The 12,069-nt window shown below is 48.1% G+C and carries 12 protein-coding genes; 9 read left to right on the forward strand and 3 right to left on the reverse strand.

Annotated elements, in window-relative coordinates:
- Positions 1-4 precede the first annotated feature (4 nt).
- On the reverse strand, positions 5-466 hold the full coding sequence (locus tag ACFTRD_RS26085) for a MarR family winged helix-turn-helix transcriptional regulator (protein WP_379385099.1): 462 nt from the start codon (positions 464-466) through the stop codon (positions 5-7).
- A 273-nt stretch (positions 467-739) separates the two neighbouring features.
- Here ACFTRD_RS26085 and ACFTRD_RS26090 point away from each other — a divergent pair, with 273 nt between their 5' ends.
- The 3 genes from ACFTRD_RS26090 to ACFTRD_RS26100 all read left to right on the forward strand — a co-directional run bounded on the left by ACFTRD_RS26090 (position 740) and on the right by ACFTRD_RS26100 (position 3,239).
- Positions 740-1,471: an ABC transporter ATP-binding protein gene (locus ACFTRD_RS26090; RefSeq protein WP_379385101.1), complete on the forward strand. Its 732-nt coding sequence runs from the start codon at positions 740-742 to the stop codon at positions 1,469-1,471.
- A 20-nt stretch (positions 1,472-1,491) separates the two neighbouring features.
- Complete coding sequence (locus ACFTRD_RS26095) at positions 1,492-2,742, forward strand: ABC transporter permease (protein ID WP_379385103.1); 1,251 nt, start codon at positions 1,492-1,494, stop codon at positions 2,740-2,742.
- A 113-nt stretch (positions 2,743-2,855) separates the two neighbouring features.
- Positions 2,856-3,239 (forward strand): hypothetical protein, encoded by a 384-nt coding sequence (locus ACFTRD_RS26100; RefSeq protein WP_379385105.1) that lies wholly within the window; start codon positions 2,856-2,858, stop codon positions 3,237-3,239.
- Between the two features lie 130 nt (positions 3,240-3,369).
- Here ACFTRD_RS26100 and ACFTRD_RS26105 read toward each other — a convergent pair whose 3' ends face one another.
- Positions 3,370-4,638 (reverse strand): BaiN/RdsA family NAD(P)/FAD-dependent oxidoreductase, encoded by a 1,269-nt coding sequence (locus ACFTRD_RS26105; protein ID WP_192263075.1) that lies wholly within the window; start codon positions 4,636-4,638, stop codon positions 3,370-3,372.
- Positions 4,639-4,939: 301 nt separating this feature from the next.
- On the opposite strand from ACFTRD_RS26105, the gene ACFTRD_RS26110 reads away from it, so the two are divergent.
- The 5 genes from ACFTRD_RS26110 (at position 4,940) to mutY (ending at position 10,248) form a co-directional block, all read left to right on the forward strand.
- Positions 4,940-6,634: a two-component system sensor histidine kinase NtrB gene (locus ACFTRD_RS26110; RefSeq protein ID WP_379385107.1), complete on the forward strand. Its 1,695-nt coding sequence runs from the start codon at positions 4,940-4,942 to the stop codon at positions 6,632-6,634.
- A 168-nt stretch (positions 6,635-6,802) separates the two neighbouring features.
- Positions 6,803-7,237 (forward strand): BrxA/BrxB family bacilliredoxin, encoded by a 435-nt coding sequence (locus tag ACFTRD_RS26115; protein ID WP_192263080.1) that lies wholly within the window; start codon positions 6,803-6,805, stop codon positions 7,235-7,237.
- A 148-nt stretch (positions 7,238-7,385) separates the two neighbouring features.
- Positions 7,386-8,195 carry an ammonia-dependent NAD(+) synthetase gene (nadE, locus tag ACFTRD_RS26120; protein WP_379385109.1) on the forward strand — a complete coding sequence of 270 codons (810 nt, stop codon included), beginning with the start codon at positions 7,386-7,388 and terminating at the stop codon, positions 8,193-8,195.
- A gap of 226 nt (positions 8,196-8,421) precedes the next feature.
- Positions 8,422-8,820: a holo-ACP synthase gene (gene acpS, locus ACFTRD_RS26125; protein WP_379385111.1), complete on the forward strand. Its 399-nt coding sequence runs from the start codon at positions 8,422-8,424 to the stop codon at positions 8,818-8,820.
- Positions 8,821-8,898: 78 nt separating this feature from the next.
- Entirely contained in the window at positions 8,899-10,248 is a 1,350-nt protein-coding gene (mutY, locus tag ACFTRD_RS26130) for an A/G-specific adenine glycosylase (protein ID WP_379385113.1), read from the forward strand.
- Positions 10,249-10,358: 110 nt separating this feature from the next.
- Here the strand turns inward: mutY and ACFTRD_RS26135 are convergent, their stop codons facing one another.
- On the reverse strand, positions 10,359-10,970 hold the full coding sequence (locus ACFTRD_RS26135) for a superoxide dismutase (protein ID WP_024632995.1): 612 nt from the start codon (positions 10,968-10,970) through the stop codon (positions 10,359-10,361).
- Positions 10,971-11,508: 538 nt separating this feature from the next.
- On the opposite strand from ACFTRD_RS26135, the gene ACFTRD_RS26140 reads away from it, so the two are divergent.
- Entirely contained in the window at positions 11,509-11,934 is a 426-nt protein-coding gene (locus tag ACFTRD_RS26140; protein ID WP_192263093.1) for a GNAT family N-acetyltransferase, read from the forward strand.
- The last annotated feature ends 135 nt before the right edge of the window (positions 11,935-12,069 follow it).

Genomic DNA, 12,069 nt, shown 5'->3' on the forward strand with positions numbered 1-12,069 from the left:
GGTCTTAGCCGTTTGCAGATAAACGATCCGCACCGTGTGCAAGCCTTTCCAACAGCTCAGAGAGCAATGTTTTATCATCCTCGCTAAGGCCGCTGACCGCACGATCTATTTTGTGTGCGTAACCCGGATAGATGTCATCCATCGTACGCTGGCCTTCCTCGGTCAATTCAACGAAAATAATGCGTCTGTCCTGCGGGCAGTGTTTTCGAAGTAAAAGTCCCTTTTGCTCCAGCTTGTCAATGACATAGGTGACATTTCCGCTTTGCAGCAGAAGCTGCGCACCGACTTGTTGAATGGGCTGTGCTCCTTTCATATATAACACTTCGAGCACCCCGTAAGCGGTGGGGTTGAAGCCATGCACTTTGCTTCCGGATACAGCGTGTTCATTCACGCTCTTGAATGTCTGGGCCAAGGTGCGGTACAGATGAAGAGAACGTTCGGTTCCGATTTCCTGTAATTCCAGCATGCTGATCCCGCCTTTTCAGATTATTGGAGTTGATGTGAATTTACATTTGACGATTCAGAGGTTCGCCATGTTTTTATTGTAAGTGTCTGTTTGCACGAAAAACATGCGATATGTCACAAGATTTGCATTTTTAGCAATTAAAATTTAATCATTTTCCGTCTTTTCAGCATACTTGGAAATTATGCTCCAAATGATCAAACATTTCCTCATTAACTCGATTACAATAACAATAATGAATCAAACAAGCGCCTGACAGGGCAGGGAGTGAATAATATGCAAATCGAAAACAAAGATACAGTCGCACAGGAGTCCATATTGGACGTACATATTACGGAAGCAGGGTATACTGCGGGGCAATCGATAATACGAAACATCCGAATTCACGTGGCGCCGGGGGAACTGGTGGGCATTATCGGACCGAACGGAGCTGGTAAAAGCACCACCATCAAAACGTTGCTTGGCCTGATGGAGCATGCCCAGTACGAAGTAACTATTGGAGGAGACGGGCGCTATGCCTATATCCCGGAACAACCTGTTTTTTACGAATATATGACGCTGTGGGAACATCTCGATCTGGCTGCAGCTGCTTATGAGATGGAAGAAGACATCTTTATAACCAGAGCGGAGGAGCTGCTGGTTCGTTTCGGAATGGACCATGTGCGCAACGATCTTCCGGCCAGTTTCTCCAAAGGCATGCGGCAGAAAATGATGCTGATGATTGGTTTTCTGTCCTCGCCGGATGTATATATTGTGGACGAGCCTTTCATCGGTCTGGATCCGCGGGCAACCAAGGATTTTCTGAAATTGCTGGATGATGAACGCCGCCGTGGTGCAGGTGTGCTCATGTCTACGCATGTATTGGATACTGCTGAGCGAATCTGTGATCGCTTTATACTCATCCACTCTGGACGTTCTGCTGCCGAGGGAACGCTGGACGAAATTCGTGCAGCCGCAGATTTGCCGGAAGCCTCGTTATTTGATTGTTTTGATACACTGACATCCTGACCGGAAAGGGGGAAGATGAGATGGAAACCTTCCAGCGTTACACACCACTTGGTTTATACCGACGCAGACGCAGAGAGCACTTCAAAGAACAGTTGAAAAACCTGAAACTGGTGGTCGATTGGACGGTATGGGTATACCTGCTTGTTCCCGGTCTGTTATATCTTAGCGGGTGGTATGTGAGTTTATGGACCAAACCGCTGCCCTCATGGGCGACTGGCATAACGCTGCCTACACTGACCGGATTGATTGACATCGTTATACTCACAGGCGGCGTGCTGATATTTGTAGAGGAAGCGGACGTGTTATTCCTGAAATCGAGGCCGTTGTGGATGCGAACATTGATGAAACAGGGGATGTACCGGGCTTGTTTGCAGCATCTGGGCAAAATGATTGCGATTATGGCCCTGACGGCACCACTATGGTCCCGTGTCTATAACATGTCTTTTATCCAGATGGCTCTTATAGCAGTCTGGTTCGGGGCAGTTGCTTCATTTCAGGCCATAGTCCTGCATATGGCGAAAGTGCGTCATACCGGGTGGAGACGCTGGATTCGAATGATCCCTTTGGCTGTTGCAATGGGCATCATGACGGTGATTGCAACATCATGGATGCATACACAGACCTGGAGAATGATGCTGGGTATTGTGATGGTCATGCTTCTTGTAATGACGGTTGGCCAGATGAGGCTGATCATGAAGGGAACATTTGAAGGCGATGTGCGTGAGGATCTACGAGGAAGACTAAAGCTTACGGCACTTTTACTTAGTCGATCTGTGACCAAGCCCAAAGCACCGCGCACACGGACGATGATCTTTCGCAAGCCACGCAAGTTGCTGCGTAATCGTTCCATCGCTAATCGGACAGCAGAGACGGCATTCAAGGCATTTTTTCGGAACTCATCAACCATGAAGTTGTATTTGCAGCTTGGTGGATTATCGATCGCTGCCGTTGCGCTGCCGCCTTTTCCGGTCAATGCGATTGTGTGTGTATTGTTGATTATCATGCTGAGTGTACTCTTTTACCGTTCATGGGATGTATTTGCTACCTCCGATTATATTCAGCTCGTATCATACGATACCGAGGCGTTGAACCGGGCAGCGCAGACCATGGTAAGGATGTTGTTCATACCACTGGGGATTCTGATGGGATTTTCATTGGGAGCAGCATGGTTGGGCTGGTTGGAGGGCGTTGTTACAGCTGCTGCTGTCGTGGCATTGGGGTTATTTATCCTGTCTATAACGGGCTGGATTCGTTCCCTCCGTTCCGATTGATTGATATTCTTCCTCGCATCGTAGCATATCCGGTCGTGTAACTGACCATGCTATATAAGGGCAGCTCCTATCGTTTTGAAGGTAAGAGATGAGCTAGCAAGGAGGAAGAGATTATGTTGGATGATCGTGAACTTCAGGTGCATTTCTCAGACCGTACAGATCTGCTTGCCGCTCAGGCGACACTGGAGGAACTGGGTTATAAGCCGTATCAATCAGGTCCGCTGGAATTGTACATTCCTACAGATCGTCAGGACCCGCAGTCTGCTGTGGAAATCGTACAATCCCATGGAGGGAGTGCGGTGTTTGCATCTTCTGTAGAGGATCTGGATCAGTTTCAGAATATATCCATACCGGCTCATCTTGTGAACGAAGATTGGGATGAAGCATATACGAACGGAAGCCAGACAGAGAGTCCCGAGCAGGGTCTGCATAACCGGGACGATGACCCGACATATGATGATTCCGTTGATGGATTTTCGGGCAGTGTCAAAGCGTAAGGACCACTTAAGCGATACCTTCGCTGCTGAAAAAACCTCGAACACCACAGATCGTGGAATGTCGAGGTTTTTCATGTTTTTATTACGGAATTCGTAACGAGATTTTGTTATACATCATGAAATGTTTGCATCATACACGAGCGTTTTTATACGCTGCTGCATGCATACCAGCCGTGTATCCTGTAGAGAAGGCAGCGGTAATATTATAGCCTCCTGTATATCCGTGAATGTCCAGAACTTCACCGCAAAAGAATAGTCCGGGCAGCAGCTTGGATTCCATGGTTTTTGGGTATATCTCCTTTAAGTGGATTCCTCCACCAGTTACAAAGGCTTCTTTGAGAGAGCGTGTTCCGTCTGCGCGGAAGGTAAAAGCCTTCATTAGTCCAACCAATGTAGTTAACATGCCTTTGGGAAAATGGTGGAATGTGAGGTCTTCGCTAATCTCCGCACGTTTCATCAATAATGGAATCATGCGTTCAGGAACCCATGTTTTCAGTATGTTTTTAACCGCTTTGCGGGATTCGTGTTCCAGCACCTGCTGAACCTGGTTTTCCAGTGCACCAGCGGACAGATCCGGGAACAGATCAATACTCATCGTGACCTGAGGATTTCCTGATTTCATCTGTACCTTGCGAATGAACTGGCTGCAACGCAGCGCGATGGGTCCTGACACGCCAAAATGGGTAAAGATCATATCTCCGCGATGGGAAATGACCGATTTTCCTTTGGCATCCAGAACAGATAACCCAACATCACGCAAGGAGAGGCCTTGCAGTTCTTTGGATTGGATCCAGCTCTCGCCAGACACAATCGGTACTTCCGTCGGATATAGCTCTGTAATCGTATGTCCAGCTGCTTCGGCCCAAGGATAGCCATCTCCGGTTGATCCGGTTTGAGGAACGGATTTGCCCCCGGTAGCGATGATGACAGATCGTCCAAGCACTGTTGTACCGGAAGCCAGCTTAACGCCCTGCACATGTTGACCGTTTTGAATTAAATCCTTAACCGGCTGTTTGGTGCGGATCTCTACCCCGAGGGAAACGATTTTGCCTACCAACGCATCAACGACCGTTTTGGCTTTATCGGTGACCGGGAACATTCTCCCGTTATCCTCTTCTTTCAGGGCAATACCGAGATTCTCAAAGAAACGCATAATACCCTGATTGTCCAGATTCTGAAATGAACTATATAAAAAGCGTCCGTTGCCTGGAATATGTCTGATCAGTTCATCCGTCTCCTTGGCATTGGTCACATTACAGCGACCTCCCCCAGAGATTCCAAGCTTGCGGCCGAGTTGATCTCCTTTATCCAACAGAAGAACGGAGGCTCCATACTCGGCAGCAGCCACACAAGCCATTAAGCCCGCCGACCCGCCGCCAATTACAATGACATCATACATATTTTATTACCCTCTTTTTTTATTAATTTTATCGGTATATCTTTAGTTGTATCCATTCTTGGGATTGAAAACAAATCATCTATATATAGGTTTTTATTTGTTGTTTCGTCTATATATAGTGAAGTCAGGCCTTTATTATCGAATTATGCAGGATTATGTTTAAATGGTACATATTTTTGACCATTTATGGCAAATCAATCGTTCTATTATGCTGTCTTGAGGGATATATTGTAATATACTGTCGCCTATGTTTTAATCAGAAATACATAAGGGATGTGCAGGCGAGGAGGGAGATGGCATTGTGGTTGCGTTAAAGGATATTCTTTTACAGGTTCTGCTTGCAGGATCTGCAGTATTCCTGATTCCCTTATTCCATCTGGGGCTCACAAGACAGGCTGCCGCCAAGTTGGAACGTGCTGGAATGACGCAGATCAGTTTGGCTGCAACCAGCGTGGTAAGCATGTTGCTGTGTTTGCTTTTTGCCAACTATGCGAGTTCAGTGTCCGTCCCCATTTCCATGGGTATTGTGCCTTTGACCCTCGTCATATTGTATTGCAAACCCCGCATCGGTATCATGTTGTCTCTTCTCCACGTATTCTTCTATTTTCTCTTGGCGCATCCCTATAATCTGTTCGAATTTCTACTTCAAACGGGCATTCTTCTGTATCCTATTGTATGGTTGTCAGCCAAACGATTCAAGCATTATACTCGTTTGCGCAAAATGGGAACGATTATCGCCTTGATTACGGCTGAACTGGCTGTAGCGAGTGTACTGTATTTCCTATCGCTTGAAAGCCAACCCATGTTCTCCATATTGCAGTGGGTAATGACATCCCTGGGGTACATGATCGGTGCAATCATAGCTGGCAGTCTTAGTATGCTCTGGATTGAACAGATGCAGCATCATCGGGGACTTGAACAGCATCTATCCGAAGTTCATCACAGATACATAGCAGAAACGGAAAAGCTTAACCAAATTCTGAATGCCGTGCCTTTATCGATTGCCACCGTAGATAAGGAGGGGACCGTACAGTTTGTCAACGACACCATGGAGCAAACGGCGCGGGATCAATTGCCCTGCACAACGACACCGGACCTGATTGGACATCCGGCAAGCCAGTTTGTCGAACAAGCTCAGGCAGACAAGATGGAGAATGGTATTCGAAAAGCCATTGTTCATGGAGAAGTGAGCGGACTGACTGTACGATACGGCTCACATGTGTTCCAGTCCCGAACAGTGCCCCTCTATTCTTTTTCCAAGGAGTATCCAAGAGAGGTCACAGGAGCCATGTTGATCATTCAGGATATCACTGAGCTTGAAATGCTGCGAAGTGAGCTGGATAATGTGGATCGCCTCAGTCTGGTCGGCCAAATGGCCGCGAGTATTACCCATGAAGTAAGGAATCCGATGGCGGTTGTGCGTGGTTTTCTTCAACTAATGCAGGAGAAGAGCCCGCAGTCCCTGGATCATTATTATCGGATTGTTCTGGAGGAGCTGGATCGTGCCAACAGCATTATCAATGATTTTCTGTCATTGGCACAAAATCGGATTGCCGAGAAAGAAGAAGCCCAGCTGCATGATATTATTCATGAACTAAGTCCATTGTTATGGGCGGATGCAAATTTGCGCGGTCAAAGTATCGAATTCAAGCTTGCTCATAATGTACCCAAGCTGCATCTGAATTCCAAAGAAATCAAGCAAGTCGTCCTTAATCTGGCCCGTAACGGAATGGAGGCCATGAATGAAAAGGGGGTACTCACGCTGGAGACCCGATTGGTGGATGACACTGTAGAGCTCTGTGTACGAGACACAGGGCCGGGTATACCTCCAGGAAAACATGAGAAGCTATTCGAACCTTTTTTTACAACCAAGGCGAAAGGAACCGGATTGGGTCTATCCATGTGTCTGAGCATTGTGGAAAGGCATAACGGAAGCATCACTGTAGAATCGGAAGAGAATCAGGGGACGACGTTCAAGGTGACATTCCAACGCTGAGCCTTAAGCATATTTTGCCAAGAATGAAGACATCATATTGAAGAAGAAGCCTTTCCGCAGGCGGTGTCTGATCCTTGCTTTCATTGCTTAGGGATGTATAATAGGAATAGCATAAAAGCATTTAATTTTTGAAATAATAGAACCTACATGTTTAAGGAGTGAAACTGAATGTCGATGTCATTTGATCAATACATGAAAGATATGGTTCAGCCAATGCGGGATGAGTTGACTCGTCTGGGAATTCAGGAGCTTCGTACACCGGAAGAAGTTGAAGCAAGTTTGCCGGATGCGAAAGGTACTGCTCTGGTTGTCATTAACTCTGTCTGCGGATGTGCGGCAGGTCAGTGCCGCCCGGGTGTATCTCAGGCACTTCAACATGACATTACGCCAGACCACCTGTACACGGTATTTGCTGGTCAGGATAAGGAAGCTACCGCGAAAGCACGTGAATTCTTTGCACCGTACCCTCCATCTTCACCGTCTATCGCCTTGATGAAAGACGGAGAACTCGTTCACTTTATCGAGCGTCACCAAGTGGAAGACCGTTCTGCGGAGGAAATTGCGGCTGAGCTCACAAGTGCGTTTGACCGTTACTGCCGTTAATCAGCTCTAACAGCGCCCCGCCCTTCGGATGACCGATGCCGGGGCGTTTCATTTTGGGTGGATAAGGTTATTGAACCATTCAGACCTTATTCAGACCTTTCAAAGTGGACATCAAATTTCATTATTGTAGAAACGGGGTGTGTGAACGATGAGTTTGCAACAACAGATCATCGCTGAATTGAAGGTTAAACCAAGCATTAATGAAGAAGAGGAAGTGCGCAAACGCGTTGATTTTCTCAAAACGTATGTAAAGAACGCAGGTTCCAAAGGATTGCTGATTGCGATTAGTGGCGGCATAGACAGCGCTGTAGCTGCTGCGCTCTGCAAAAAAGCGACGGACGAGCTAACTGCCGAGAACAACCAGGAATATAAGACGCTGGGTGTGTTCCAGCCTTACGGGGAGCAATCGGATATCGGCGATAGCTATGCTGTTGCGAAAGCCTTTGACCTGAAACATGTCGTGGAAACAAACATTGAAGATGCCGTTAACGAGATTGCTCTTGAAGTGGAGCAAGGCTTCAAATCCATGGGCAGTCCGCGTCATATGACTCACCAGGGCAAGGGGAACGTGAAAGCGAGAACCCGCATGGTGATGCAATATGCTTTGTCTTTTGAGGAAAACCTGCTGGTTGTGGGTACAGACCATGCTTCCGAAGCCATTACGGGCTTTTACACCAAATGGGGCGACGGTGCTGTCGATATCACACCATTGAGCAGTCTGAACAAACGTCAGGTGCGTCAGCTGGCTGCCTACCTTAATGTACCGCAGTCCATTTTGGACAAAGCTCCTTCGGCGGGATTATGGGAAGGCCAGACAGATGAGGATGAACTGGGCATTTCGTATGAAGCGAACAGTGACTATCTGGAAGGCAAAACCATCGACCCGGCTGCTCAGGAACGTCTTGAAGCATTCTACAAGCGTACACATCACAAACGCAATGCCATTCCTGGCATCTAATAACGATGCAGGCGTGCCAGCCATGAAGGGTTAAGGCCAGGATCTGAACAGGGTGAACAAGCAAAGAGTCTCTGCACAAGCAGCGGCTCTTTTTGTTATGTGGATAGGAGGTACTCGCTTCTGCGCGCCCCTCCTGCTACAATAGAATACGTGTTCGGAGAGTTACGGATAATGCGACGGAATGGATATCTTTTACAGTATAAAAGATTAAGCGGGTGAAGCGTTAATGATATATGGTATTGGCAACGACGTGCTGGAGATAGGACGGATGCGCAAGCTGTTGTCCGGTCGCCATGCGGAAGCATTTATGAATCGGATTTTAACACCTGCAGAGCGGGAGATTGCCAATCACCGGGGTAAGCGGATGACAGAGTTTGTATCCGGTCGATTTGCAGCAAAAGAAGCGGTGTCCAAGGCATTTGGCTGCGGCATCGGGAGCATGATGAGTTTTACCGACATTGAGGTGCTGCCTGATGAGAAAGGGCGTCCCGTTGCCACACTGTCCGCTCAGGCATGGGAACGACTTCAGTTGCCTTACGGCAAAAAATATGACATTCATCTGAGTATTACGCATCAGACGGAACTGGCTGCGGCCTTTGCCATTGTGGAGCAGTTGGAGAAGTAGTTGCCCAGGCTGGAATAGTAACAATGAGGGAATGAAAAGTGGGAAAAACGTTAGCACGGTAACAGGAGAGGACGAAATATGGGTTTAATGGAACAGAAACGACATTTCAGCGTCAATTTGCTGGATTGGTATATGGTTAACAGACGGGATTTGCCGTGGCGTCGCCACAACAATCCGTATTTTACATGGGTATCGGAAATTATGCTTCAACAGACTCGGGTGGATACGGTGATCCCGTATTTCAATCGGTTTATCGGCAATTTCCCGACGGTACAGGCGCTGGCTGAGGCACCGGAAGAAGAAGTTCTGAAAAATTGGGAGGGACTCGGCTATTATTCCCGTGCACGCAATCTCCAGGCAGCTGCCAGACAAGTGATGGAGCTGCACGGAGGAGAGATGCCGCAGGACAAGCAATCCGTCTTTGCGTTAAAAGGCGTCGGCCCGTATACAGCCGGGGCCATTCTCAGCATTGCCTTCAACCAGCCGCAGCCAGCGGTGGATGGCAATGTCATGCGGGTACTGTCCCGCTACTTCCTCATTGATGAGGACATTATGAAGGGCAGCACCCGGGGGTTGATGGAAGAGCTCGCAGGAGAGCTCATTCCGGAAGGGCGGGCGCGTGATTTCAATCAGGCGCTGATGGAACTTGGCGCGCTGGTGTGCACACCCAAAGCGCCGCACTGCCTGACTTGCCCGGTTATGGAGCAATGTTCCGGCCGCATCGCCGGACGGGAGCTCACACTGCCGGTCAAGACCAAGGCGAAGCCGCCGCGTCCTGAGCAGCGGCTGGTCGCCATTGTGGAGGGCCGCGGTGCTCATCGCGGCCAAGTGCTTGTGCGCCAGCGCCCAGCAACGGGCCTATTGGCCCGCATGTGGGAGCTGCCGCATGTGCTGGCGGCGCCCGCCGCAGCCGACAAGGCGGCGGGGCCGCTGGCAGATGAGCCGGCCATGGCTTTGCTGGCCGGCAGTCTGTGGGCGGAAGGCTTCGCTGCCCGCCCGGAAGGGCTGGCTACCCATGCGGAGCATGTGTTCAGCCATATTGTCTGGAGCCTGCAGGTGTACAAGTGCACCGAGCAGGACCAGAGTAACGAGCTTCCGCTGATCGCCGCGGAAGCCAGAGCCGCCTACGACGCACAGGCGGCTGCCAAGGACAACTCCTCCTCAGCTTCAGCTGCATTTGAGTCGGCAGCGAATCACTCGGAGCAGTTCAGTACAAAGGCACTCCAAATTGCGAACGATCCGAGTCTGCGAACTGAATCACCACAGGCTGATAACGCAAGCACGCAGCTCATGCTTACAGGGAAGGGCGATGGCCTGACCTATCGCTGGATCGGACCGGAAGATATGGACAAGATGGCATTCCCGAATATCTTCCTGAAGCTGATCATCAGTTATTTTGCAGGAGCATATGACGTTAATCGTGAATAATGGGAGCATGCCTATATTGATATGAACTAACGCACAGCAAGCGAAAGACACAAAAAGAGCCTGATCCGGTCGCAATGACCGAATCAGGCTCTTCTATTATGCTAACAGTCTTATTTCGCTGCAGCGTAACGTTTGTTTACTTCGTCCCAGTTGATTACATTCCAGAAAGCACCGATGTAGTCAGGGCGTTTGTTTTGATATTTCAGGTAGTAAGCATGCTCCCATACGTCCAGACCCAGAACTGGAGTCAGACCTTCGAAGAGAGGGCTATCTTGGTTAGGTGTGCTAGTGATGGACAATTTGCCATCTTTGCCAACTACGAGCCAAGCCCAGCCGGAACCAAAACGAGTTGTAGCTGCTTTTGCAAAGTCTTCTTTGAATTTGTCAAAGCCACCCAGTTCGCTATCGATTGCTGCTGCGATGTCGCCAGTAGGAGCGCCGCCGCCGTTAGGTCCGATGATTTCCCAGAACAGGCTGTGGTTCGCATGTCCGCCACCATTGTTGCGAACTGCTGTGCGGATACCTTCAGGTACGCTGTCCAGGTTTGCGATCAGATCTTCCAAGCTTTTTCCTTGCAGTTCAGGAGCGCTTTCCAGAGCTGCGTTCAAGTTAGTTACGTAAGTGTTGTGATGGCGATCGTGGTGGATTTCCATCGTTTGTGCATCAATATGTGGTTCCAATGCATCGTTAGCGTAAGGAAGTGCTGGTAATTGAAAAGTCATAGTGAAATACCTCCTGAGATTTTTGGATTTTGGTTAAGGTTAGCATTTTGCATAATTCAATTTCGAAGCGCTCCCGGGACAAGATTTAGACGAATAGAATCATTTCGATCTATATTTTGCTGATTGAAGTCGCTCATTTGAATTTTTGCAAATTGCTCAGGTACCTATGTAATAATACCCTTGCCACTAATATTAAACCGCATCCGGGCTAATTAAGCAACATTTTTGTTTATTAAGTCCCCCGAGACATTGATCTATACATGGGCTAGAGATAACAAACATATTTTACCCATTATGAATATATTTATGTGATTTTCGCTAGAGAAATAGAGGGAAAGTTTAATATTCGTATGTAAACGGTTACAATTAAGCGCTTTCAAAAGAAAATGCGTGTTTTATGGCGTAAAGTATGGTTTAATTGACGAAGAAGCGGTATTTTCTCGTTTTTTGTCATTATATGAACATTGGGTTTTTGGTAAAAAGGGGAGCCCCTTTTTGTAAAACCTCATCTAAGCTAACGAAAAGGGAGATTTAAGACATGCACGTTCGTTCCTTTCAGTTGAGTGATGCAAGCCAGATGACGGAGCTTCTCCAGGTTGCACTATCGGAAGAGTGTTATGAGAACACGATGGGCCCGTTTGCCCGTCAATTGTCATGGGATTCTGACCTGATCATGGTTGCAGAAGAAGAGGGAGACCTCGTCGGCGCTTTGATCGGTACGATTGATCACAACCAGGGATGCATCTACCGTATTGCGGTCCATCCAGACTATCGTCGCCGCGGAGTCGGCAAAAAACTTGTCGAGACCATGGAACAACGGTTCCAGCAGCGTAAAGTCAGTCAAATATGGGTGGCAGGTGATGAGCACAACAAAGTAGCCATGCCTCTGTATGAAGCAATGGGTTATGGTGCCAATCAGATTATGAGTGCTTTCCAGAAACTTAGTATCTTGTCCAAAGCTTAGTTTGTATGGTTAAAAAGAAATAAAAACAGATTTTGATTTCATATTAGGCGTATCTCTTCAGCGTGTAACAACGTGAGGGATACGCCTTTCTATTTATATGTGCGCTATTCACCGATTATTCCCCTGTTTTCGCAT

It is taken from the genome of Paenibacillus sp. NPDC056933, assembly GCF_042674385.1.
Lineage (GTDB): Bacteria > Bacillota > Bacilli > Paenibacillales > Paenibacillaceae > Paenibacillus.